This window comes from [Actinomadura] parvosata subsp. kistnae, assembly GCF_900323885.1.
GTDB classification, from domain to species: domain Bacteria; phylum Actinomycetota; class Actinomycetes; order Streptosporangiales; family Streptosporangiaceae; genus Nonomuraea; species Nonomuraea composti.
The window spans coordinates 1-24885 of the sequence record NZ_OOHJ01000003.1 but is presented as its reverse complement, the minus strand read 5'-3'; the positions used below and the strand labels follow the sequence as shown (position 1 = coordinate 24885).

The 24885-nt window shown below is 71.4% G+C and carries 19 protein-coding genes and 1 pseudogene; 12 read left to right on the top strand and 8 right to left on the bottom strand.

The genetic code is table 11. From position 1 onward, the window contains the following. Nucleotides 1-178 precede the first annotated feature (178 nt). Together KIS93_RS68720 and KIS93_RS00605 are read left to right on the top strand one after the other, a co-directional pair. Nucleotides 179-1344, top strand: a pseudogene (locus KIS93_RS68720) (uroporphyrinogen-III synthase). Nucleotides 1345-1582: 238 nt separating this feature from the next. Then, entirely contained in the window at nt 1583-2299 is a 717-nt protein-coding gene (locus tag KIS93_RS00605; protein ID WP_080037224.1) for a sirohydrochlorin chelatase, read from the top strand. 59 nt (nt 2300-2358) lie between these two features. On the opposite strand, the gene KIS93_RS00600 is transcribed toward KIS93_RS00605, so the two are convergent. From KIS93_RS00600 to KIS93_RS00590, 3 genes are all read right to left on the bottom strand, one after another. Continuing rightward, nucleotides 2359-2928 (bottom strand): hypothetical protein, encoded by a 570-nt coding sequence (locus KIS93_RS00600; RefSeq protein WP_155126613.1) that lies wholly within the window; start codon nt 2926-2928, stop codon nt 2359-2361. Nucleotides 2929-3101: 173 nt separating this feature from the next. Continuing rightward, a complete protein-coding gene (locus KIS93_RS00595; protein WP_080037226.1) occupies nt 3102-3956 on the bottom strand; it encodes a PAC2 family protein in 855 nt (284 codons plus the stop codon). A gap of 1266 nt (nt 3957-5222) precedes the next feature. Beyond that, complete coding sequence (locus KIS93_RS00590; protein WP_080037228.1) at nt 5223-5678, bottom strand: universal stress protein; 456 nt, start codon at nt 5676-5678, stop codon at nt 5223-5225. 254 nt (nt 5679-5932) lie between these two features. Between KIS93_RS00590 and metH the strand changes: the two genes are divergently transcribed. From metH to KIS93_RS00550, 8 genes are all read left to right on the top strand, one after another. Further along, nucleotides 5933-9397, top strand: a complete 3465-nt coding sequence (gene metH, locus KIS93_RS00585; RefSeq protein WP_080037229.1) for a methionine synthase — start codon at nt 5933-5935, stop codon at nt 9395-9397. A 107-nt stretch (nt 9398-9504) separates the two neighbouring features. Beyond that, the gene (locus KIS93_RS00580; RefSeq protein WP_080037230.1) at nt 9505-10149 is read left to right on the top strand and encodes an HAD family hydrolase; all 645 of its coding nucleotides are present in this window, start codon (nt 9505-9507) and stop codon (nt 10147-10149) included. A gap of 98 nt (nt 10150-10247) precedes the next feature. After that, nucleotides 10248-10751 (top strand): cellulose synthase, encoded by a 504-nt coding sequence (locus KIS93_RS00575; RefSeq protein ID WP_080037231.1) that lies wholly within the window; start codon nt 10248-10250, stop codon nt 10749-10751. A 275-nt stretch (nt 10752-11026) separates the two neighbouring features. Continuing rightward, complete coding sequence (locus KIS93_RS00570) at nt 11027-12025, top strand: ABC transporter permease (protein WP_080037232.1); 999 nt, start codon at nt 11027-11029, stop codon at nt 12023-12025. Between the two features lie 57 nt (nt 12026-12082). Further along, complete coding sequence (locus tag KIS93_RS00565) at nt 12083-13849, top strand: ABC transporter substrate-binding protein (protein ID WP_080037233.1); 1767 nt, start codon at nt 12083-12085, stop codon at nt 13847-13849. A 93-nt stretch (nt 13850-13942) separates the two neighbouring features. Beyond that, nucleotides 13943-14956 (top strand): ABC transporter permease, encoded by a 1014-nt coding sequence (locus KIS93_RS00560; RefSeq protein WP_155126616.1) that lies wholly within the window; start codon nt 13943-13945, stop codon nt 14954-14956. Then, the gene (locus KIS93_RS00555) at nt 14953-15981 is read left to right on the top strand and encodes an ABC transporter ATP-binding protein (RefSeq protein WP_080037235.1); all 1029 of its coding nucleotides are present in this window, start codon (nt 14953-14955) and stop codon (nt 15979-15981) included. Before KIS93_RS00560 ends, KIS93_RS00555 begins: the two co-directional genes overlap by 4 nt. A gap of 32 nt (nt 15982-16013) precedes the next feature. Continuing rightward, nucleotides 16014-17000, top strand: a complete 987-nt coding sequence (locus KIS93_RS00550) for an ABC transporter ATP-binding protein (RefSeq protein ID WP_222107162.1) — start codon at nt 16014-16016, stop codon at nt 16998-17000. A gap of 50 nt (nt 17001-17050) precedes the next feature. Here the strand turns inward: KIS93_RS00550 and KIS93_RS00545 are convergent, their stop codons facing one another. From KIS93_RS00545 to KIS93_RS00535, 3 genes are all read right to left on the bottom strand, one after another. After that, entirely contained in the window at nt 17051-17734 is a 684-nt protein-coding gene (locus tag KIS93_RS00545; RefSeq protein WP_080037236.1) for a response regulator, read from the bottom strand. Further along, nucleotides 17731-18987, bottom strand: coding sequence for a sensor histidine kinase (locus KIS93_RS00540; protein ID WP_080037237.1), 1257 nt, complete (start codon nt 18985-18987; stop codon nt 17731-17733). The genes KIS93_RS00545 and KIS93_RS00540 overlap by 4 nt, the downstream gene beginning before the upstream one ends. 632 nt (nt 18988-19619) lie before the next feature. Continuing rightward, entirely contained in the window at nt 19620-20480 is an 861-nt protein-coding gene (locus KIS93_RS00535; RefSeq protein WP_080037238.1) for a RecB family exonuclease, read from the bottom strand. Between the two features lie 115 nt (nt 20481-20595). On the opposite strand from KIS93_RS00535, the gene KIS93_RS00530 reads away from it, so the two are divergent. Next, nucleotides 20596-21732, top strand: coding sequence for a site-2 protease family protein (locus KIS93_RS00530; RefSeq protein WP_080037239.1), 1137 nt, complete (start codon nt 20596-20598; stop codon nt 21730-21732). 397 nt (nt 21733-22129) lie between these two features. Here the strand turns inward: KIS93_RS00530 and KIS93_RS00525 are convergent, their stop codons facing one another. Then, nucleotides 22130-22942, bottom strand: coding sequence for a hypothetical protein (locus KIS93_RS00525; protein ID WP_186403500.1), 813 nt, complete (start codon nt 22940-22942; stop codon nt 22130-22132). Here KIS93_RS00525 and KIS93_RS00520 point away from each other — a divergent pair. After that, on the top strand, nt 22931-23863 hold the full coding sequence (locus KIS93_RS00520) for an FHA domain-containing protein (protein ID WP_186403499.1): 933 nt from the start codon (nt 22931-22933) through the stop codon (nt 23861-23863). The two genes, KIS93_RS00525 and KIS93_RS00520, sit on opposite strands and share 12 nt — an antisense overlap. Before the next feature lie 363 nt (nt 23864-24226). Here the strand turns inward: KIS93_RS00520 and KIS93_RS00515 are convergent. Beyond that, the coding region (locus KIS93_RS00515) for a sugar nucleotide-binding protein (protein WP_222107154.1) at nt 24227-24885 on the bottom strand (659 nt) is incomplete at its 5' end.

The following is a 24885-nucleotide window of genomic DNA, read 5'->3' as shown; positions in this document are numbered from 1 at the left end:
CGCCCCGCCAATCGCGAAGGTCATGCCTTGTAGCACAGCGGTAACAGAAGAGACCCAGTGGCGAAACCACCCGAAAGCAGTATCGGAGGGTGATCTCACTTGCGTCACACGCGCGTGTGATGCCTGGCCGGGTGCTCGGGGCCCGGCCAGGCATCTTCGACTACCTGGAGGTGCAGTCATGAGCGCGCTTCCCGAAGAGGGCGGCTCTTCCCCGGAGACGGCGCCCGACGCCCTGGCGGGCTTCACCATCGGCGTCACCGCGACGCGACGGCGCGAGGAGTTCGGGGCGCTCCTGGAGCGCCGCGGGGCACGCGTGGTCAGCGCCCCCGCCATCCGGCTCGTCCCGCTCGCCGAGGACGCCGACCTGCTCGCCGCCACCCGCCAGAGCCTTGAGGCGCCGCTCGACGACGTCGTGGTCACCACCGGCGTCGGCTTCCGCGGCTGGATGGCCGCCGCCGAAGGCTGGGGGCTGTCCGCCGACCTGGGCGAGCACCTGTCCAAGGCCCGCCTGCTCACCCGCGGCCCCAAAGCCAGGGGAGCGGTGCGCGCCGCCGGCCTCAACGACCACTGGACGCCCTCCTCCGAATCCTGCAACGAGGTCAAGGACTACCTCCTCGCTCAGGACCTGCGCGGGCGGCGCATCGCGGTGCAGCAGCACGGCGAGCCGCTCAGCGACTTCGTGGCCGCCCTGCGCGAGGCCGGGCCGAGGTGATCGAGATCCCCGTCTACCGGTGGCTGCCGTACCGCGACATCTCGCCGCTGCGCCGCCTGATCAGCCAGACGATCTCCGGCTCCGTCGACGCCGTCGCCTTCACCAGCGCGCCCGCCGTGCACGCCATGCTCGGCGCCGCCAGGGCGGAAGGGCTGGAAGAAGCGCTGCTGGCCGCGTTCGGCGGGGCCGTCGTCGCCGCCTGCGTCGGGCCCGTCACCGCCGAGCCGCTCACCTCGCGCGGCGTCCCCACCCTCCAGCCGGACCGCTCCCGCCTCGGCGCCCTCGCCCGCGCCCTCGCGCGCCACCTGCCCGAGCACGGCGTCACCCGCCTCACGGCCGGCGACCACCGGCTCGAGATCCGCGGCCACGCCGTCGTCGTGAACGGCGAACTGCGCCCCCTGCCGCCCGCCCCCATGGCGGTGCTCAAACGCCTGGCCGACAAGCCGGGGCACGTGGTGTCGCGCGCCGACCTCCGTACGGTGCTGCCCGGCAGCGTGGCCCGCGAATCGGCCGAGCACGCCGTCGAAATGGCCATCACCCGGCTCCGCCGCGCCCTCGGGCCCAGCGGGATCGTCGAGACGGTGGTCAAGCGCGGCTACCGCCTCGCCTGCCAGTACGAGGCAGGCCCGTGACCCCACCACCCCGTCCCTCACCCCAGCACTTTCGGCACCCGCGCGGGGACCAGCACCTAGGGCATCCGCACCATAACCCCCACCAGCACCATCGCCCCCAGCGGCACCATCGCCCCCAGCGGCACCATCGCCACCACCCGCACCGTCACCATGACCACCCGCATCACCAGGAGGAGATCGCCATGCCTTGGGGCACCACCACCCTCACCGGCCGCGACAGGCGTGCCGGGGGGAGCCGGTGAGGCCCGCACTCGTCCTGGCCGCACACGGGACCCGCAGCGCCGAGGGCGAGCGCACCCTGTCCTCCCTGGCGGAAACGGTCGGCCGGGCCCGCCCCGGGCAGCGCGTCGAGCTCAGCTACCTGGAGATCAGCGCCCCCCTGCTGGCGGACGTCCTGCCCACGATCCCCGGCCCGGTGGTCGTGGTGCCGCTGCTGCTGGCGGGCGGCTACCACGTCCACATCGACCTGCCCGAGGTCATCGCCGAGCACCGCCCGGACGCGATCGTGGCCGGCTGGCTCGGCCCGCACCGGCTCCTCACCTCGGCTCTGACCCGCAAGCTGGCCAGAGCGGGCCTGCGCGCCACGGACGCCGTCCTGCTCGGCGCCGCCGGCTCCTCCGACCCGTCGGCGCTGGCCGACGTGCGCGCCGCCGCCCACCAGCTAGCCGTCCGCCTGGCCCGCCCGGTCACCGCCGCGTTCGCCTCGGCCGGCACCCCGTCGCTGGAGGAGGCCATGGAACGGCTGCGCTCGACCCCGGCCGCGCGCGTCGCCATCGCCTCGTACGTCCTGGCCCCCGGCTTCTTCCACGACCGCCTCGCCGCGGCCGGAGCCGGCCTGGTCAGCGACCCGCTGGGCGCCGACCCGGACGTGGCGGCCCTGATCTGGCACCGCTACGACCAGGCCCTGCACCGCCACCGCAGCACAGCCGAACCCCAGCCGCTGCGCCGCGCCTGACCCTCCCGGCAACCGGCGGCCGCGCGACATGGCCGCCGTCCGCCTTCACCTGCCCGCGATCAGCGGCCGGCGGGCTGAGGGGCCGGCTCCAGGCGCAGCTCCCGTACGATCTCGCGGGCGCTGACGTCCCGAGCCGGGCAGGCGTCCGCGCCGACGAACATCTCGATGTAGGCCCGATGGAAGCACCCCGCGACCAGCAGCCGCGCGCTCGCGTCCGGGTCGGCGTCGGCGCGCACCCGCCCGAGCCGCTGCTCGGCGGCCAGGTACGCGGCCAGCGGCGCGATCTCGGTCTGCGGCCCGAGGCCCGTGTCGCGCAGGGCCTGGCGGAAGCGGACGGTCACGTTCGGGGAGGTGAACGCGGGCAGCGCCGCGCTCTGCACGTCTATGTAGTGATCGATCCCCGCCCGGGCCACCGGAAGAAGGTTGCCGGAGACGGACCCCTTCCCGGCGCGGTGCGACAGATCGTGCAGGATGCTCAGCCAGAGGGGGAGCCGGTCCTGCAGCAGGGCGAGGAAGTAGTCCACCGGGCCGCCGGGGCGGTCTTCCCTGAGCGAGACGGCCATCTGGAGCACCCGCTGCCGGGTGTCCTGGCTTCTCTGGTGCGGGTCTACGTGCGGTGGTGTCGCCATGGCATGCCTAACGTGCGCGGTCAGTTGTGCAGGCATCACGTGCGAAGCCGATATGCCGGGTGGTACCGGGTTTGTGAATGCTCGAATCCAGGGGCGCTGCTTGGTGCAAACCTATACGAGTCTCCGATTATTACCCGAAGGTGCGGGAAAAAGTCGGCCCTGGCCCCTGAGGATCAGCTGTCAGTGTCGCGGTCTCTGCGCCGCAGGTAACGCTCGAACTCCGCCGCGATCGCATCGCCGCTCGCCTCCGGCAGCTCGGCCGCGTCCTTGCGCTCCTCCAGCTCCTTGACGTACTCCGCCACCTCGCTGTCCTGCGAGGCCAGCTCGTCCACGCCCCGCTCCCACGCCCTGGCCTCCTCGTCGAGGTCGCCCAGCGGCATCGGGATCTCCAGAACGTCCTCCAGCCGGCGCAGCAGCGCCAGCGTGGCCTTCGGGTTCGGCGGCTGCGCCACGTAGTGCGGCACCGACGCCCACAAGGAGATCGCGTCGAGCCCCGCCTTGCCGAACGCGTGCTGCAACACCCCCACGATGCCCGTCGGGCCCTCGTACCGGCTCAGCTCCAGGTTCGTCGAGCGGGCCAGGCCCGCGTTCGTCGCCCCGCCCAGGATCGGCACCGGACGCGTGTGCGGCGAGTCGTTGAGCAGCGCGCCCAGCATCACCGCCAGCTCGATGCCCAGCTCCCGGCAGATGTAGATGATGTCGTCGCAGAACGAGCGCCAGCGCATGTTGGGCTCGATGCCGCGCAACAGCACCACGTCACGCTCCAGCCCCGGCGGACGGGCACGCAGCAGCCGCGTGGTCGGCCACACGATCGACTGCGTCAGCCCGTCGTTCATCTCCACGACGGGCCGGGTGACCTGGAAGTCGTAGTAGTCGTCGGGGTCGAGCGCGATGAGCGGCTCGGCCTTCCACGCCGACTCGAGGTGGGCGATCACACCGCTGGAAGCCTCACCCGCGTCGTTCCACCCCTCGAACGCGGCAATGAGCACCGGGTCGACGAGCTCGGGGAGCCCTTCGAGCTCTATCACGTGTCGCCTCCTCTCTCCATCGTCCCGCTAAGCCTATGCGGTAAGGAGGCGTCACCGTCACCGATCTCCCCCCGAACAACCACCACCAACGGGCCTCCGGCGGCGCTCGGAGGTTTGGGCTCGGGGCCGGCGAGCGTTACGTGGCGGCGGGGCGGGCGGCGCGTTCAGGGCTTGAACGCCGCATCATGGCTGGTGAACGGCCTTGTACGGACGGGGCCGGGGCGGTGGTGCCACCGTGCGCGGGCACGTCGCGCGGGTCCCCGGTGAGCCGCCCGTCTGCTCTGGGACGGGTGCGGACGGCCGCGAGCGTTCGCGGCGCGCGAACTCCGCCACGCCGATCACCCACCCATCGCACCCTCACCACCGCGCACCATCGCGCCGTTGTCCGCCGCACCCTCACCATCGCGTCGTCGTCCGCCGCGTTGTCGTCCGCCGTGCCGCTCGCTACCGCCGCTCGCCCCCGCGCCGCTACCCGCCGCGCCGTTGCCACCATGCCGCTGTCTGCCGTGCCGCTGTCCGCCGTGCGACTCCCCGCCGTGCCGCTCTCCGCCGTGCCGCTCGCCCCTGCGTCTCGCGCTTCTGCGCCCCGCGTCGTGCGCCTCGTGCTCGTGCCCCTGTGCTGTCCTCCGCTCCTGCACCACCCTGCACCCTGCACCGTCCCGGGCCCCTCGCCTCATCCCGATGCGCCACCCTGGGCGCCGTGCGCGTTGCGCCGAGCCGCGCCGTCCACCGTCCCGCCGACCCGGCGCTGGGTGGGCGCGGGCGTAGGGGCGTGGCCGCAGCGGCGGGCAGGAGGCGCCCGTGTTCCGCCCCGCCGCTCGCCCTGCGCCGCTCGCCTCCGCGTCGTGCGCCCTGCGCCGCTCGTCCCGGCGTCGTGCGCCCCGCGTTCTGCGCCCTGTGCCGTCCTCCGCTCCTGCGCTGCTCCGCCCCCTGCATCGTTCCGGGCCCTCGCCTCATCCCACGCCGCTCGCCCCTGCGTCTCGCGCTCCCGCGCCCCGCGTCGTGCGCCTCGTGCTCTCGCGTCCTGTGCTGTCCTCCGCTCCTGCGCCGCTCCGCTCCTGCACCACCCTGCACCGCCTCGGGCCCCTCACCTCGTCCCGGTGCGCCACGCTGGGCGCCGTGCGCATTGCGCCGAGTTGCGCCGTTCACCGTCCCGCCGACCCGGCACCGTGAGGGCGGCGGTGGGCGCAGCGGCAGGGGGCGACTGTGCAGAGGCCGCGTGTTCGGCGGCGGCGGCCTGTGAAGGGGTCCGAGCCGAGGGGAGGGTCAGTGGCCGGAGGTGGTGTGGACGATGAGGACGTCGCAGGGTGCCCGATGCGTCACCCCCGACGGTACCGAGCCCAGCAGCCGGCCGGCCAGGCTGTTGAGTCCGCGGTTGCCGACCACGAGCAGGTCGGCGGCGTGTCGTTCAGCCAGGGTGATGAGGACGTCCACCGCCTCCCCCTGCTCGGCCGCCAGCACCACGTCCGAGGCGCCCGCCGCCACGGCGTGCTCGCGGGCGGCGCGCAGGGCGTCGTCGGCGGGGGTGGAGCCGTTCACCTTGTACGCCAGTTCTCCCAGGCGGTCGGCGGCGGCGGCCCGCGCGCTCTCCCGCATGGGCAGGTAGGCGCAGGCCAGCACGAGCGTGGCCCGGGTGGCGGCGGCGAGGGAGGCGGCGGTGGTGACGGCGCGGAAGGAGGAGGCGGAGCCGTCGGTGCCGACGAGGACGGTGCGGTAGGTCATGCGAGCCCCTAATTGGACGCCGCGTACAATGACGAACCGTACGATAGCGTCTGCCGCGGGATGTGGGGGAAGGCGGTCGCCAGAAGGAAGCCGATCGCTACAAGCGAAGGTGATCGCCAGAAGCGAAGGTGATCGCTACAAGCGAAGGTGATCGTCAGAAGGAAGGTGCCGCGCGTGTCCCCGCGTACGCGAGGAGGGCAGGCGTGCGGCCGCGCCCGAGCATCGCTCGAGGCGCACCCGATAAGCTTCACTCCATGAGCATCTCCCCGACCTTCCGAGAAGTGTTGGCCCAGCGTGTCATAGTCGCCGACGGAGCGATGGGCACGATGCTCCAGGCCCAGGACCCGACGATCGACGACTTCCACGGTCACGAGGGCTGCAACGAGGTGCTCAACGTCACCCGCCCCGACATCGTGCGGGGCGTGCACGACGCCTACTTCGCCGTCGGGGTCGACTGCGTGGAGACCAACACCTTCGGCGCCAACCTCGCCGCGCTGGGCGAGTACGACATCGCCGACCGCGTCTTCGAGTACTCCGAGGCCGGGGCGCGGATCGCGCGGGAGGCCGCCGACCACTGGGCCACGCCCGACCAGCCGCGTTTCGTGCTGGGCTCGATGGGCCCCGGCACGAAGCTGCCCACGCTCGGCCACCTGCCGTACGCGAGCCTGCGCGACGCCTACCGCGACAACGCGGCGGGCCTGATCGCGGGCGGCGCCGACGCGCTGATCATCGAGACGTGCCAGGACCTGCTGCAGGTCAAGGCGGCCGTCGTCGGCGCGAAGCGGGCCATCGAGGACGCGGGCCGCGACGTCCCGATCATCGCGCAGGTGACGATCGAGACCAACGGCGCGATGCTGCTGGGCTCGGAGATCGGCGCCGCGCTGACCGCGATCGAGCCGCTCGGCGTCGACATCATCGGCCTCAACTGCGCCACGGGCCCCGCCGAGATGAGCGAGCACCTGCGTTACCTGGCCCGCCACTCGCGGCTGCGGCTGTCGTGCATGCCGAACGCGGGCCTGCCGGTGCTGACCGCCGACGGCGCCTACTACCCGCTGTCGGCGCAGGAGCTGGCCGACGCGCACCAGACGTTCACCCGCGACTACGGCCTGTCCCTGGTGGGCGGCTGCTGCGGCACCACGCCCGAGCACCTGCGCCAGGTGGTCGAGCGCGTGCGGGGCAGGGAGGTCGCGGCGCGCCGCCCGCACCCCGAGCCGGGCGCCTCCTCGCTCTACCAGACGGTCCCGTTCCGGCAGGACACCTCCTACCTGGCGATCGGTGAGCGCTGCAACACCAACGGCTCCAAGGCCTTCCGCGAGGCGATGCTGGAGGGCCGCTGGGACGACTGCGTCGAGATGGCCCGCGACCAGGCCCGCGACGGCGCCCACATGCTCGACCTGTGCGTCGACTACGTCGGGCGTGACGGCGTGGCCGACATGAAGGAGCTGGCCTTCCGCTTCGCCACCGCCTCCACCCTGCCGATCATGCTCGACTCGACCGAGCCGGCGGTGCTGCAGGCCGGTCTCGAGATGCTGGGCGGGCGCGCCGCGGTCAACTCCGTCAACTACGAGGACGGCGCCGGCCCCGACTCCCGCTTCCAGAAGATCATGCGGCTGGTCCGCGAGCACGGCTCGGCCGTGGTCGCCCTGACCATCGACGAGGAGGGCCAGGCCCGCACCGCCGAGCACAAGATCCGCGTGGCGACCCGCCTGGTGGAGGACCTGACGACCAACTGGGGCATGCGGGTCGAGGACATCATCGTCGACTGCCTGACCTTCCCGATCGCCACCGGCCAGGAGGAGACCAGGCGCGACGGCCTGGAGACCATCGAGGCCATCCGCGAGCTCAAGCGCCGCTATCCGGGCGTGCAGACCACGCTGGGCCTGTCCAACATCAGCTTCGGCCTCAACCCGGCCGCCCGCATGGTGCTCAACTCGGTGTTCCTCAACGAGTGCGTCAACGCGGGCCTCGACTCCGCCATCGTGCACGCCTCCAAGATCCTGCCGATGGCCCGCATCCCCGACGAGCAGCGCCAGGTCGCGCTCGACATGGTCTACGACCGCCGCCGCGAGGGCTACGACCCGCTGCAGCGGTTCATGGAGCTGTTCGAGGGCGTCGACGCCGCCGCGATGCGCGCCGGCAAGGCCGAGGAGCTGGCCGCGCTGCCGCTGTGGGAGCGGCTCAAGCGGCGCATCATCGACGGCGAGAAGAAGGGCCTGGAGGCCGACCTCGACACCGCGCTGGAGCAGCGCCCCGCCCTTGAGATCATCAACGACGTGCTGCTCGACGGCATGAAGACGGTGGGCGAGCTGTTCGGCTCGGGCCAGATGCAGCTGCCGTTCGTGCTGCAGTCGGCCGAGGTGATGAAGACGGCCGTCGCCTACCTCGAGCCCCACATGGAGCGCGTCGAGGGCGAGACGAAGGGCCGCATCGTGCTGGCCACCGTCAAGGGCGACGTGCACGACATCGGCAAGAACCTCGTGGACATCATCCTGTCCAACAACGGCTACCAGGTCGTCAACCTCGGCATCAAGCAGCCCGTCTCGGCCATCCTGGAGGCAGCCGACGAGCAGAAGGCCGACGTCATCGGCATGTCGGGGCTGCTGGTGAAGTCGACGGTCATCATGAAGGAGAACCTGGAGGAGATGAACTCCAGGGGCCTGGCCGGCAAGTACCCGGTGCTGCTCGGCGGCGCCGCCCTGACCCGCGCCTACGTGGAGCAGGACCTCGCGGAGCTGTTCGAGGGCGAGGTGCGTTACGCCCGCGACGCGTTCGAGGGCCTGCGGCTGATGGACGCGTTCATGGCGGTCAAGCGCGGCGTGGAGGGGGCGAAGCTGCCGCCGCTGCGCGAGCGGCGGGTCAAGACCGGCGCGGCGCTCGTGCGCACGCCCGTCGAGGAGCTGCCGGCCCGCTCCGACGTGGCGGCCGACAACCCCGTCCCGCGCGCGCCGTTCCACGGCGACCGCGTCGTCAAGGGCATCTCTTTGAACGAGTACGCGGCCTTCCTCGACGAGCGGGCCCTGTTCCTCGGCCAGTGGGGGCTCAAGCCCACCAGAGGCGGCGACGGGCCCGGCTACGAGGAGCTGGTCGAGACCGAGGGCCGGCCGCGGCTGCGCATGTGGCTGGAGCGCATGCAGACCGAGGGCCTGCTGGAGGCGGCCGTCGTCTACGGCTACTTCCCGTGCGTCTCCGACGGCGACTCGCTGATCATCCTCGACGACGACGGCCGCGAGCGCACCCGCTTCACCTTCCCGCGCCAGCGGCGCGACCGGCACCTGTGCCTGTCCGACTTCTTCCGCGCCAAGGACTCCGGCGAGGTCGACGTGATCGCCTTCCAGGTGGCCACGATGGGCTCCAAGATCTCCGAGGCGACGGCCGAGCTGTTCGCGAAGGACGCCTACCGCGACTACCTGGAGCTGCACGGCCTGTCGGTGCAGCTCACCGAGGCGCTGGCCGAATACTGGCACGCGCGGGTCCGCTCGGAGTGGGGCATCGGCGGCGAGGAGTCGCTCGACGACATGCTGAAGGTCAACATCCAGGGCTGCCGCTACTCCTTCGGCTACCCGGCCTGCCCGAACCTGGAGGACCAGAAGCAGCTGTTCGAGCTGCTCGCGCCCGAGCGCATCGGGGTGACGCTGTCGGAGGAGTTCCAGCTCCACCCCGAGCAGGCCACCTCGGCGCTGGTCGCGCACCACCCGGAGGCCAAGTACTTCAACGTCTGACGGCGACGTCCGCCCGCCCGCCGTTCACGTGCGGGCGGGCTTCACCACGCCCGCCGTTCAGCCGGAACGTCCACCATGGCGGGCGGACACCGAATCGGGGGCAAGGGATGCAAGCGGTCTTCTTCGATATGGACGGCCTGCTGGTCGACAGCGAGCGCGTCTGGCTGAGGATCGAGACCGGGGTGATGGCCAGGCTCGGCGCCGAGTGGACGCCGGAGCACCAGGTCCACCTCGTCGGCGGCTCCATGGAGCGCACCGTCGGCTACATGCTGTCCGTCTCCGGCGCCGACGTGCCGCCCGAGACGGTGCGGGCGTGGATGGTGGACGGGATGGTCGCCGAGCTGTCGGCCGGGGTGGAGGTCATGCCGGGCGCCTCGGAGCTGCTCGACGCCCTGCGCGCGGAGGGCGTGCCGGTGGGGCTGGTCACCTCCTCGCTGAAGGACATCGCCGACGCGGTGCTCAAGAGCGTCGGCCGGGACCGCTTCGACGTCGTGGTCACCGCCGACGACGTCACCCGTACGAAGCCGGACCCCGAGCCGTACCTGACCGCCGCCCGGCTGCTCGGCGTGGAGCCCGTGCGGTGCGTGGTGCTGGAGGACTCCCCGAACGGCGTGGCCGCCGCGACCGCCGCCGGGTGCGCCGTCGTGGCCGTGCCGAGCCTGCTGCCCGTCGAGCCCGCTCCGGGCCGGCTGGTGGTCTCGTCCCTGACGGAGGTCGGGGTTTCCGATCTCAGGGATCTTCTGCCGTCCTGAAGCGTTACCCCTAAGGGACATGTGGTTCTCGCGGAGGAGGCGGAAAAGCCTCAGCGTGCCAGGATGGAGGGCACGAGCGATGACGAGGGGGCGGCGACATGGGTAACTTCGAGCAGATCGCCTGGCTGCCGCTGTGCGCGGGCGTGACGATCGCCGGGCTGGCCCTGGCGTTCCTGGCGTTCCGCCGCAGGGGAGCGGCGGCCGGCATGCGGGTGACGGCGTGGGCGCTGCTGCCGGTGGCGGCCTATCTCACGGGCGCGTTGCAGGCCCTGTGGACCATCGGCACCACCGTGGTGGGCTTCGTGACCAGCCTGGTGTTCAACCCGGCCGTGTGGGCCGGTGTCGCGGTGGCGGGCCTGTCGGTGGTGCTGTTCGTGGTGTCGGGCGTGATGCGCGGCCGGAAGCTGTCACTCGGCCGCAGGAAGAAGAGCAAGGACGACGCCGCGCCGCCCGCGCAGGGCGCCGCCGCCCGTCCGACCGCCGCCCGTCCGGCCGCCGCTGGCAAGCCGCAGAAGCCCGCCGTCGCGCCGAAGCCGGCGGCCAAGAGCGACGACGACTTCTCCGACATCGAGGAGCTGCTCAAGCGCCGCGGCATCAGCTGACACCACAGGTCACGGCGGCCCCAGGGGTTGTGTCACAGATCCGAGACGTAACCGGGACGACTCGTAGACATTCCCTTCAAGATCAATACGAATCCGTTTCGCGTCAATCACAGTTGAGCCACAGCAAGCTCTGAGGGACTGGTCATACCAGCTCAGGCCATAGATTCTGCCTCCTGAGACCGCGACACGCGGTCCCAGCACATTGGGGCGCCTACCCTGATCGGGTCGCGGCGCCGACACGGACGACGTCGTCTGGAATCCAGGGGGCTACTGGCATGACCGCACCGCTCGATGTTCCGGGATCGGCCATCGAAGCCGGGCCGGAGACCGTTCTTGAGGGGGCGGAGACTTCGGTCATCCGGGGGCGTTCCCTGGGGCAGATCGCCTGGATGCGCCTCAGGCGCGACCGCATCGCGATGATCGGCGGCATCGTCATCCTGCTGCTCATCCTCGTCGCGATCTTCGCGCCGCTGCTGGTGTCGTGGTTCGGGCACCCGCCGGCCGAGTGGCACCGGGAGAAGCTCGACCCCTCCATCGGAGCGCCGCTGGGCACCTTCGGAGGCATCAGCAGCGACTTCCTGTTCGGCGTGGAGCCGGACTCCGGCCGCGACCTGTTCAGCCGCGTCCTGTACGGAGCACGCATCTCGCTGCTCATCGCGTTCTTCGCGACGCTGCTGTGTGTCGTGCTCGGCACGGTCCTCGGGATGATCGCCGGCTTCTTCGGCGGCTGGGTCGACACCATCATCAGCCGGCTCATGGACATCTTCCTGGCGTTCCCGCTGCTGGTGTTCGCGCTGGCGCTGGCCGGGGTCATCCCCGACAAGGCTTTCGGCATGTCGGGTGACACGCTCAGGATCAGCCTGCTGGTGTTCATCATCGGGTTTTTCAACTGGCCCTACATCGGACGTATCATCCGAGGTCAGACGTTGTCTCTCCGCGAGCGGGAGTTCGTCGACGCGTCCAGGAGCCTGGGCGCGCGCAACCACACCATCCTGTTCAAGGAGATCCTGCCCAACCTCCTGGCGCCGATCCTCGTCTACTCGACGTTGCTGATCCCCTCGAACATCCTGTTCGAGGCCGCGCTGTCCTTCCTCGGCGTGGGCGTGCGGCCGCCGACTCCCACGTGGGGAGGCATGCTGTCGGACGCCGTCCACAACTACCAGGTGGCGCCCAACTTCATGATCTTCCCCGGTCTCGCGATCTTCATCACCGTGCTGGCGTTCAACCTGCTCGGTGACGGCCTCAGGGACGCCTTCGATCCCAAGGCCCGATAGCCCTCGTGAGTTTTCAGCAAGTTCTCAACTCCTAGAAACAAGGGGTGTGTCAGGTCGATGAAGATACGATCCAAGGCGTCGGCAGTGGCGATGACCGCCGCTCTCGCCGTGGTCGTCTCCGCGTGTGGCGGTGGCGGCGGCAGCAAGAGCACCGGTGGCAGCGGCAGTGACGAGAAGCCCGCCAGCCAGTACAACGCGGGCGTCACGCAGGTCGTCAACCCGTCGGACAAGACCGGCGGCACCCTCCACATGGGCATGCCGGGCGACTTCGACTCGGTCGACCCGGGCGACATGTACTACGGCTACGCCTGGAACTTCGCCCGCCTCTACACGCGCGCGCTGACCATGTTCAAGCCGGTGCCGGGCGAGGAGGGTCTGCAGCTGGTCGGTGACCTGGCCGAGGACCTCGGCAAGCCCACCGACGGCGGCAAGACGTGGACGTACAAGCTGCGCAAGGGCATCAAGTACGAGGACGGCACCCCGGTGACGTCGAAGGACGTCAAGTACGCCGTGGCCCGCTCCCTGGACAAGGACATCCTGCCCAGCGGCCCGACCTACTTCAATGACTGGCTTGACCTGCAGGGCTACACCGGCCCGTACAAGATGAAGGGCAAGCTCGACGACCTCAAGGCCATCGAGACGCCCGACGACTACACCATCGTCTTCCACCTGAAGAAGGCCTACGGCGGTTTCGACTACTTCGCCATGCTCCCGCAGACGGCCCCCGTGCCGGAGGCCAAGGACACCGGCTCGAAGTACAAGGAGCACCCGGTCTCGACCGGCCCCTACATGTTCAAGGCGCACGAGCTCACCAAGCGCATCGAGCTCGTCAAGAACCCCAACTGGGACCCGGCCACCGACCCCAACCGCAAGCAGCTCAACGACTCCATCGAGGTGCTGCTCGGCCAGAACGAGGACGACCTCGACCAGCGACTGCTGTCCGGCAAGATCGACGTCAAGGTCAACAGCACCGGTGTCGCGGCCAACGCCCGCAAGACGGTCCTGACCGACCCCAAGGTCAAGCAGTACGCCGACTCGGCCCCGATCGACCGGACCTGGTTCACCAACATCAACGGTGACGTCAAGCCGTTCGACAACATCCACTGCCGCAAGGCCGTGATGTACGCGGCCGACCGCTCCGCGCTCCAGGGCGCCTACGGCGGCCCCGACGCCGGCGGCGACATCGCGCTGAGCCTCATGCCGTCGAAGATGACCGGCTACCAGAAGATCGACCCGTACGGCGTCGAGGCCAACCCGACCGGCAACGTCGAGAAGGCCAAGGAAGAGCTGGCGGCCTGCGGCCAGCCCAACGGCTTCAGCACCACCATCTCCTACCGCAACGAGCGTGCCGCCGAAAAGCTGACCGCCGAGTCGCTGCAGCAGTCGCTCGGCCGCGTCGGCATCAAGCTGGAGATCAAGGGCTACCCGCAGGGCGACTACTTCAAGCTGTACGCCGGCAAGCCCGACTTCGCCAAGAAGAACAACCTCGGCCTCATGGTTTACGGCTGGGGCGCCGACTACCCCGAGGGCTTCGGCTTCTTCCAGCAGATCGTCGACAGCCGTGTCATCCGCGACGCCGGTAACACCAACCTCAGCGTCAAGGACCCGAAGATCGACGAGCTCATCGACCAGGCTGCCGCGGAGACCGACGCCGCCAAGCGCAACGCCATCTGGGCGCAGGTCGACAAGCAGGTCATGGACTCGGCATACATCCTCCCCTACGTCTGGGCGCACGGCCTGTTCTACCGGCCGCCGACGCTGAAGAACGTCTTCGTCAGCCAGAACTGGGGCATGTACGAGTACCTCACGCTGAGCACCCAGTAACAGGTCAGGCGACCCCGCCGGATACGTACGTCGAAAGCAGGTGAAGGTTTCGGCGGCCGGGCTCACGAGGCCCGGCCGCCATGGCCGAGATCAGTGTTCACATACATTCTCAGACGGTTGATAGCGGCCGTCATGCTGCTCTTCGTGGTGAGCATCGCGACGTTCGCCATCTTCTTCCTCGTGCCTCGGCTCGCTGGGATGTCCGCTGACGACCTGGCCTCTCGATACGTCGGCAAGGCCGCCAATGAGCAGGTCATCCACGACACGGCGATCCGGCTGGGGTTCTACGACCCGCTCCTGGTCCAGTACGGGCGGTTCGTGAAGGGCATCTTCGTCGGCGTGGAGCGCAACTACGGTCCCGGCGTCGAGCTGTGCCCGGCGCCCTGCCTCGGCTACTCGTACGTCACGCAGAACCCGGTCCTGCCCGACCTGCTCGACCGCATACCGATCACGCTTTCCCTGGCGCTCGGCGCGGCCGTGGTGTGGGTCGTCTTCGGCGTGGCCACCGGCGTGGTGTCCGCGCTGCGGCGCGGCAGCTTCTTCGACCGCTTCTCCATGGGCATCGCTCTGGCCGGCGTGTCGCTGCCCATCTTCTTCACCGGCATCGTGTCGCTGGCCATCTTCCGCGACCAGCTCGGCCTCGTCGGCGACGTCGCCGACTGGGTGCCGTTCAGCGAGGACCCGCTCACCTGGGCCAACAACCTGATGCTGCCCTGGATCACGCTCGCCTTCCTGTACGCCGCCGGCTACGCTCGGCTCACCAGGGCGGGCATGCTCGAGACCATGGGCGAGGACTACATCCGAACAGCCAGGGCCAAGGGCCTGCCCGAGCGGGCCGTGGTGGTCAAACACGGGCTGAGAGCCACGCTCACCCCGGTGCTGACCATGTTCGGCCTCGACCTGGGCCTGCTGCTCGGCGGCGCGGTGCTGACCGAGAGCACGTTCTCGCTGCCCGGCATCGGCAAGTACGCCAGGGACGCCATCGAGCGCAACGACCTGCCCCAGGTCATGGGCGTCACCCTGGTGGCGGCGGCCTTCATCATCGTGGCCAATCTGATCGTCGACCTGCTCTACGCGGTCGTGGACCCGAGGGTGAGGCTGACGTGAGCAGCTTTCTGGAGGTCAAGGACCTCAAGATCCACTTCCCGACCGACGACGGCCTCGTCAAGTCCGTCGACGGCCTGACGTTCAGCCTCGAACGCGGCAAGACGCTCGGCATCGTCGGCGAGTCCGGGTCCGGCAAGTCCGTCACCAGCCTCGGCATCCTCGGCCTGCACAAAGGCAGGGGAGCCAACATCTCCGGCGAGATCTGGCTCGACGGCGAAGAGCTCGTCGGCGCCTCCCAGGAGCACGTGCGCGGGCTGCGCGGCAAGAAGATGGCGATGATCTTCCAGGATCCGCTGTCGTCGATGCACCCCTTCTACACCGTCGGCGACCAGATCATCGAGGCGTACCGCATCCACCACAAGGTCTCCAAGGCCGTGGCCAAGAAGCACGCCATCGACATGCTCGGCCGCGTCGGCATCCCCGAGCCGCAGCGCCGCGTCGACTCCTACCCGCACGAGTTCTCCGGCGGCATGCGCCAGCGCGCCATGATCGCCATGGCGCTGTCGTGCGACCCCGAGCTGCTCATCGCCGACGAGCCCACCACCGCGCTCGACGTCACCGTGCAGGCCCAGATCCTCGACCTCATGCGCGACCTGCAGCGCGAGTTCAACTCCGCGCTCATCATCATCACCCACGACCTCGGCGTGGTCGCCGAGCTGTCCGACGACATCCTCGTCATGTACGGCGGCAAGTGCGTCGAGTACGGCACCGCCGACGACATCTTCTACCGCCCCGAACACCCCTACACCTGGGGACTGCTGGGCTCGATGCCGCGCCTCGACCGCGAGCCCACCGAGCGCCTCCTGCCGATCAAGGGCTCCCCGCCGTCACTGATCAACGTGCCGCCGGGCTGCGCCTTCCACCCCCGCTGCCCGTACGCCGACAAGACCGGCGGCAAGGACAGGACCGAGGTGCCCGCCCTGCTCGAGACCGAGGGCGGCCACCTGGTGCGCTGCCACCTCGACCGGGCCGAACGGCGAGCCCTCTGGGACAACGAGATCAAGCCAGCGCTGGAGACGCAGTGAGCGAGAACGAGCCGCTTCTTTCCGTCCAGAACATGGAGAAGCACTTCCCCGTCACCAAAGGCCTGTTCAAGAGGCAGGTCGGCGCCGTCAAGGCGGTCGACGGGATCAGTTTCGACGTGTTCAAGGGCGAGACGCTCGGCCTGGTGGGGGAGTCCGGCTGCGGCAAGTCCACCACCGGCCGCCTGGTCACCCGCCTCCTCGAGCCCACCGCCGGCAAGGTGGTCTTCGAGGGTCAGGACATCACCCACATGGCGCAGGGCAAGCTCAGGCCGCTCCGCCGCGACATGCAGATGATCTTCCAGGACCCGTACTCGTCGCTCAACCCCCGCCACACCGTCGGCACCATCGTCGGCGCCCCCTTCCGCATCCAGGGCGTGGAGACCGAGCACGGCATCAAGAAAGCCGTCCAGGACCTGCTCGGCCTCGTCGGGCTCAACCCCGAGCACTACAACCGCTACCCGCACGAGTTCTCCGGCGGCCAGCGGCAGCGCATCGGCATCGCCCGCACCCTCGCGCTCAAACCCAAGCTGATCATCGCCGACGAGCCCGTCTCCGCGCTCGACGTCTCCATCCAGGCCCAGGTCGTCAACCTGCTCGAAGACCTGCAGAACGAGCTGGACCTCACCTACGTCGTCATCGCCCACGACCTGTCGGTGGTGCGGCACATCAGCGACCGGGTCGCCGTCATGTACCTCGGCAAGATCGTCGAGATCGCCGACCGCAAACGGCTGTACGACTCGCCCATGCACCCGTACACCAACGCGCTGCTGTCGGCCGTGCCCGTGCCCGACCCCAAGAGCCGCAAGGAACGCGAGCGCATCCGCCTGACCGGCGACGTGCCCAGCCCGCTCAACCCGCCGCCCGCCTGCCGCTTCCACACCCGCTGCTGGAAGGCGCAGGAGATCTGCAAGCAGGTCGAGCCACCGCTGGAGGAGCTCGCCTCCGGCCACCGGGTGGCCTGCCACTTCCCGGAGAACGCCCCGCAACAGGCGGTGCAGACGCCCGCCACCGCCGGCTGACTCCCGGACCGGATCGCCGCCGGGCGCCCGCAGACGGCGCCCGGCGGATGTCAGGAGATGGCGCCCGGCGTGATCAGGCCCGTCTCGTACGCCAGCACCACGGCCTGCACCCGGTCCCGCAGCCCCAGCTTCGTCAGCACGTTGCCGACGTGCGTCTTCACCGTCGTCTCGCTCACCACGAGCTTGGCCGCGATCTCCGCGTTCGACATGCCCTTCGCGATGAGCCGCAGCACCTCCAGCTCCCGCTCCGTCAACCGGTCGAGCCGCGCCGGCGCCGCCTGCTCGTACGCCGACGGCAGCCGCGTCGCGAACCGGTCGAGCAGCCGCCGCGTCACGCTCGGCGCCACGATCGCGTCGCCCGCCGCCACCACCCGGATCGCCTGCACCAGCTCGTCCGGCGGCACGTCCTTCAGCAGGAACCCCGACGCGCCCGAACGCAACGCCTCCACGATGTACTCGTCGAGGTCGAACGTCGTCAGCACCAGCACCTTCGGCACGTGCGCCGACGGCGCCGCCTCCCGCACGATCCGGCGGGTCGCCTCGATGCCGTCGACCCCCGGCATGCGGATGTCCATCAGCACCACGTCCGGCAGCAGCGCCCGCGTCTGCTCCTGAGCGCCCTTGCCGTCGCCGGCCTGCCCCACCACCGTGATGTCGGGCTCGGCCTCGAGGATCAGTCGGAAACCGGTACGCAGCAGCGGCTGGTCGTCCACCAGCAGCACTCTGATCGTCATTGGCCGTCCTTCAACGGGAGCCTCGCCCGCACTTCGAAACCGCCCCCCGGTAGCGGACCGATGTTCAGGATTCCACCATAGAGGGCCACCCGCTCGCGAATGCCCACCAATCCATGCCCAGCCGTCGCCGGCGGCCCGTCCTGCGCCGCCCCGCCCTTCCCGTCCTGCGGCCCCGCACCCTTCCCGGCCTGCGCAGCGGCACCCTTCCCGCCCTGGGTGACGGCACCCTTCCCGTCGTCACGCACCCGCACATCCAGCTCGTACGGCTCGTACCGGACCGTCACCACCGCCTCCGCCCCCGCGCCCGCGTGCCGCAGGCTGTTCGTCAGCCCCTCCTGCACCAGCCGGTACGCCGCCAGATCCACGCCCGCCGGCAACGGCACCGGAGCACCCTCCACCCGCAGGCGCGTCGGCAGGCCCGCCTCCCGCATCTGCTCCACCAGCGCCGGCAGATCCCGCACCCCCGGCTGCGGGCCCAGCTCCGCCCGCGTGTCGGTCCGCAGCACGCCCACGATGTTGCGCATCTCCGTCATCGCCAGCCGCCCCGTGTGCTCGATCGCCGACAACGCCTCCCTGGCCAGGTCCGGATCGGCGGCCAGCACCCGCCGCGCCGCCGCCGCCTGCACCGTCATCACGCTCACATGGTGCGCCACCACGTCGTGCAGCTCCCGCGCGATCCTCGACCGCTCCTCCGCCCGCGCCGCCCGCGTGTCCGCCGCGTGCGCCCGCTCCAGCCGCGCCGCCCGGTCCTTCAGCTCCTCCAGGTACGCCCGGCGCAGCCGCAGGCTCCGGCCCGCCCCCCACACGGCCACCAGCACCACCGCGGTCACGACGTACTCGCTGACCGTGCCCGCCCTGATCGGGCTCGACACGATGCCCGCCACGTACGTCACCAGCGACAGCACCAGCCCCGCCAGCGCCACCGCCAGCCCCCGATAGGACGCCACCGAGAACAGCAGCACCAGCCCCGCCAGCCCCGACATGCCCAAGCCGTAACCCAGCACGGTCAGCAGCGTCTCCGGCACCATCCCCGCACACAACCCCGCCAGCGGCCAGCGCCGCCGCACCACCACCGGCACCGACGCCACCACCAGCAGCAACGCCCCCAGCAGGTCCGGCGGCCTGACCCCCTCGACCGGGATGCCCTCCGCCTGGAGACGATCGGGCCCGTAGAGCGCGAACAGCGCCACGGACGCCGCCGCCACCACTCCGGCGAGCACCGTGTCGTGGAGGCTGCTCCGGTCTATGCGCACCGCTTCACTGTAAGACCAGGTGAGAGCCCGGAACCTCCTCCCGTGGGAGGATTAGCGCCCCCCACCCCACCCTCAAGAACGAGAGGCCACCGGAAGCAGCCCGTGGACCACCGCCCGGCCTCCCACACCACGCGAAGCGCCCGTCCACCTGCGGCACGCGAAGCGCGCGCACGTCTGCGGCACGCGAAGCGCGCGCACGTCTGCGGCACGCGGGGCATCGTTCGACCTTCTCGGGACGCAGACCGCCGCCCTGGCCTCCCGCGCCCAGCAGGCGGCCCGTCCACCTGCGGAGCGCGGAAATTGCCCGCCCGCATGCGGCGCGCGGAGCGTTGTCTGGCCTTCCCGGCGGGCTCAGCGCAGCCCAGCCTCCTACGCCGCGCGAAGCGCCCGCCCGCCTGTGGCGCGCGGAGCGACCGCACGTCCGCCGCGCGGGGAGTGCGCCTGCCCGCAGGGGCGCGGTCCGTGGCCGGCGGCCGTGGCCGGAACGAGGCGGCGTGCCGAAGCCTCTCGTGCCGCAGCCTCAACGCGGCGCAACCTCAATGCGGCGCCCGGCCCTCGGCGGCACCCTGAGGGGCGGCCGGTGGCTGCGGCCGGAGCGAGGCCGCGCCCGAGTGCCCGTGCGGCCCGGGGTGTTACAGCTCGTCGGTGGCCGCGCGGCGGTTGCTGCGGATCGTGTCGCCCGGCTGGCGGTCGGGGACCGGCGGGGGCGTGCCGCCGAACTCCGGGCACAGCGCCTGGTGGTCGCACCAGTCGCACAGCCGGCTGCGCCGGGCCCGCCACTCGCCCGTCTCCAGCGACCGCTCGATCGCCGCCCACAACGCCATCACCTTGCGCTCGGTGGCGAGCAGGTCGGCCTCGTCGGGCGCGTACCGCAGCACCTCGCCCTGACCGCCCAGGTAGACGAGCTGCAGCAGCCGGGGCACGCTGCCGCGCAGCCGCCACAGCACCAGCGCGTAGAACTTCATCTGGAACAGCGCCTTGGCCTCGAAGTCGGGCCCCGGCGCGCTGCCCGTCTTGTAGTCGACGACCCGCACCTCGCCGGTGGGCGCCACGTCGAGCCGGTCGACGTAGCCCCGCAGCATCAGCCCGCCGTCGAGGACCGCCTCGACGTACAGCTCCCGCTCGGCGGGCTCCAGTCGCGTCGGGTCCTCCAGGGTGAAGTAGCGGCGCAGCATCTCCTGCGCCTGCCCGAGCCACTGCGCCTGCTCCGCCTCGTCGGCGAACATCTGCGCGTACTGGGGATCGTCGGCCAGCAGCCGCTCCCATTGGGGGCCCAGCAGCTCCAGCGCCGCCTCCACCGACCGGCGCGGCGCCGGCAGGTCGTAGAGGCGCTCCAGCACCGCGTGCACCACCGTGCCCCGCACCGCCGCAGGGGACGGCTTCTCGGGGAGCTGGTCGATCACGCGAAAGCGGTAGAGCAGCGGACACGTCATGAAATCGCCCGCCCGGGACGGGGAGAGAGCTCCGATGATCACCGGCTCGGTCAATGTCATGCACCGCACTCTAGGTCAAGACCCCGACAGAATAACCTCCGCGCGACGAGGCAGAGGTGATCCGGCGCGTAGCATCAAGGCAGCAACAGCACGTAATGGACGTTCAAGGAGTGCGGTGAGCGAGCAGAGCCCGCGGCAGGGGTCCTCCGGCATCCGGATGGGGAAGCCGTTCGGCATTCCGGTGTACGTGTCGTGGACGTGGTTCCTGGTGGCGGCGTTCATCACCGTCATGTTCGGCCCCCAGATGCGGCAGATGCTGCCCCACCTCGACGACTTCGCCGCCTACGGGGTGGCGTTCCTGTTCGCGGTGCTGCTGTACGTCTCGGTGCTGCTGCACGAGCTGGCCCACAGCGTCCTGGCCAAGGCGTACGGGCTGCCGGTGCGCAGGATCACCCTCTACCTGCTCGGCGGCGTGTCGGAGATCGAGAAGGAGCCGCCCACGCCGGGCAAGGAGTTCATGGTCGCCGCCGCGGGGCCCGCGCTCTCGCTCGGCCTGGCCGGGCTCGGGCTCGCCGCCGACGTCTACCTGATCGACGACGGCGGCATCCTGGAGGTGCTCACCTGGCAGCTGTGGGTCGCCAACCTGATCGTCGGCGTGTTCAACCTGCTGCCTGGGCTGCCGCTCGACGGCGGCCGGATGCTGCGCGCCGGCGTGTGGAAGATCACCCGCAACCCCGGCTCCGGCACCGTCGTGGCGGCGTGGGGCGGCCGGGTGCTGGCCGCGCTGCTGGTGATCTTCCCGATCGCCAGCGCCTTCTCCAGCGGTCAGGACGTCGATCCCACCAGCCTGGTGTGGCCGCTGGTGCTGGCCTCGTTCATCTGGATGGGCGCCGGCCAGTCGCTGCGCGCCGCCAAGATCAGGGCCAGGATCCCGCAGGTGAACGCGCGCGCCCTGGCGCGCAGGGCGATCCCCGTGACCGCCGAGACGCCCCTGTCGGAGGCGCTGCGGCAGGCCGCCGAGCAGCACGCCGGCGCGCTCGTCGTCGTCGACCACGAGGGCAGGCCCGTGGCCATCGTCAGCGAGGCCGCCGTCCAGGCCACCCCCGAGCACCGCCGCCCCTGGGTGAACACCGGCTCCCTCGCCAAGACCATCGAGCCCCGCATGGTGCTCGACGCCGGCCTGTCGGGAGAGCCACTCATCGAGGCCATGCGGGAGGCGCCCGGCAGCGAGTACCTGCTGGTCGAGCCCGGTGGGGAGATCTACGGCGTGCTCTCCACGGCCGATGTGAACCGGGTTTTCATCGGCGTCTGATTTGTCCCACTCGTTTAACCGGCGACCCCTCGATAGGGTCGTGTCCAGCAGTTTCGGGTGGCCCGGAGCCAACCCCCGCGATTTCTGCGATGCCACGACTGGCCGATAGTGTTCTGTTTGGCCAAACTTGCACAGTTGAGGGGTCTGTTGCGGTCCACCGGTTCACCGAATCGAGACGACGGGGCCGCGACACGGCCTCGCCGTCTGGGTATGCGTATGGCTGGTGGCCAGCACGGCAGTGCGGGTGCCGTAACAACGCCGGCTTCCGGGGAGGAGAGTTGAGTGACCGAGCGCAGCGAGGGCACCAATGAGCGCAGCACGGTCGTCATGAGGGAGGACGCATGACCGACCAAGGCTTCGGAGTGGTGCGTCCGCTTCCTGGAAACGGTCTCGTCGCCTACGAAGGCGGGCTGCTGCTCGTGTGCGACTCGGCCGAGTCGGCCGCCGACGCCCTGATCGAGGCGCTGCGCGAGACCGCCGCCTCCGGCGGCGACGGCCGGGCGCTGGCCCGCCGCGCCGCGCAGGTGCTCGCCGCCAACATGGCCTCCGACCCCGCCACCTGCGCGGTCGCCGGGCCCGTCGGCGGCGGCGTCGCCGTCCTCGTCAGCGGCTCCGCCTCCGCCACCATCGCCACCGCCGGCGGCGAGACCCGGCTGGCCGGCAGCGACTCCCTGACCTGGGCCGACCGGCTCGTCAACGGCCCCGTCGAGCGCGTCGAGCTCAGCCTGCCCGGCGCCGGCAGCCCCCACCCCGCCGTCCGCTTCGACGGCGGCATCGTGCACGGCGGCGGCCTCGTCAGCGACCTCACCGGCGAGTTCCCCGCCCGGCCCGCCGCCCCCGCCCAGGCCCGGCTCCTGACCAGCGAGCTGCCCGCCACCGGCTTCCACCACGAGCCCGACCTCGTCCAGCAGCCCCAGCAGCAGCCCCCGTCCCAGCCGCAGCCGCAGCCACAGTCGCAGCCCGTCGAGCGGCCGCCGTACCCGATGGCCGACCAGCCGCCCATCGCGCCCGGCCCGCCCTCCGGCCCCCAGCCCGCCCCCATGGAGCCCCGGCCTACCACACGCCGCAGGAGCCCCCCTACCTGCCGCCGCAGGAGCCGCCCTACCAGCCCGCGCAGGAGCCGCAGCCGCTGCCCGAGCAGCAGCAGTTCCCCTCCTACGACGACCTGCCCGCCGCCGGCAACGGCGCCGGCGAGCCGATGCCGCAGCACATGGGCCCGCCCGACCACTACGACCAGCCCGCGCCGCCCGTGCTCGGCCCGCCCGACCAGTACGACCACCCCGGGCCGCCCCCGCAGGAGCAGCAGGGCGAGCACGGCGACCGGCCGCTCGTCTACGGCGTCGACTGCAAGAACGACCACTTCAACGACCCCCGCGTGCCCTACTGCGCCGTCTGCGGCATCGCCCTCGTGCAGCGCACCCTCGTCCCCTACAAGGGGCCGCGGCCCTCGCTCGGCGTCCTCATCCTCGACGACGGCACCGCGCTGCCCCTCGAAACCGACTACCTCCTCGGCCGCGACCCCGAGCGGGCGCCCGAGGTCGCCGGCGGCACCGCCCGACCCGCCAAGGTCACCAGCCCCGACGGCTCGGTCTCGCGCCGCCACCTGCGGGTGGCGCTCGACGGGTGGGACGTCAACCTGGTCGACCTCGGCTCGGTCAACGGCACCCAGATCCAGCCGCCCGGCGACCCCAACTTCTACGACATCCCCCGAACGAGCCCGTCACGATCGCCCCAGGCACGACGGTCCGCGTCGGCGTCTCCCGCACCCTCCGCTTCGAGGCACACCGGGGGTAACGGACCTTCCCAGCCGCCCCGCGCCGCCCCTTGCGGGGCGGTTGCGGGGGCGCGTCTGTCTCCTGAGGTGGCCGCCTGTTTCCTGGCGCGAACGGCGTCCAGATGCGGACGGTCCAAGACGCGGTCGCGCCCGTACACGGCCGGGCGCAACAAGGCTGGGCGGCGGTCGCAGGCATGCTGCGCCCGCCGTCGCCTCGACTGCGGCGGCATGCCCCGCTGTGCACGTGGGGGCGCGGCGCCGCCGGCGGGGTCGTGGTCGTTGACGTGCCGCGCCCGCTGCCGCCTGGGCCGCGGCGGACCCGGCGGTATGCATTGCTATGTGCGCGATGGACGGTGACGGGGCGGCGGTCGTCGGCGTGCCGCGCCCGCTGATGCGCCGGATGCGGCGGCATGTGTCGTTGGACGCGCGGGGACGGCGGCGCCGACGGGCGGCGATCGTTGGCGTGCCGTTGCGGCGCTCCGCTCGCGGGCGCCTGCCGGTTCAGGCGCGGTCGTCGGGCGGCGGTCGGCCGCGTGGGGGAGGGGCGCGGCGTGTTGGCGGAGCGGCGCCTCACCTGCCTGGCCGCACCCGCGCCCTCGCTCCTGCCTGACCGGGGGGCGGTGGCATCAGCGCCGCTCTCGTGTGGGCCGCCGGCGTTCAGGGCGGCGCTCAAGCCGCGTGCCAGGGCGGGTGGCTCAAGCCGGCGGGCCGGGGTGGCGTTCAGGCGGCGTTGTGAGGAACGGCGGAGGGGGCCAGGAACTCGTGGGCGCCCCGAAGCCGCGTGGACAGCCGGCGTTGCGTCGCCGTGCAGTCCAGCCGCACCTCCAGCGGCCCTGGCACGCCTGAGTCGGCCCGGCGGCCGGTGCGGAGGCGGGAGGGGTTGAGGCCGTCGCGGCGGGCGATGAGTACGCCGAGCTCGTGGCGGCTCACCGCGTCCGCCCCCGCCACGTGCTGGACTCCCGTCAGGCCGCGCGCCGCCACCTCCAGCAGCGCCGCCGCGAGGTCTGTGACGTGGACGGGGCAGCGGATGTCGTCGGTGAACAGCACTCCCTCGCGCGTCCCCGCCGCCAGCGCGTGCACCAGCGTCTCGTGGACCGAGCGGCCGTGGCCGACGATGAGGGAGGTTCTGGCGATGGCGGCGGCGGGGAGCACGACGCGCACGGCTGTCTCCGCCGCCGCCTTGGCCGCCCCGTACGGGGTGATGGGGTCGGGCGGGCACGTCTCGTCGTAGCTCCAGCCGGTCCCAGAGTCGGCCCCAGAGTCGGCCCCAGAGGTGGCCTCAGAGGTGGCCTCAGGGGAGGCGTCCGGGGAGATGCCGGAGGAGGCGCCAGGGGAGGTGCCGGAGAAGATCGCGTCGCTGGAGACGTGCACCAGGCGCC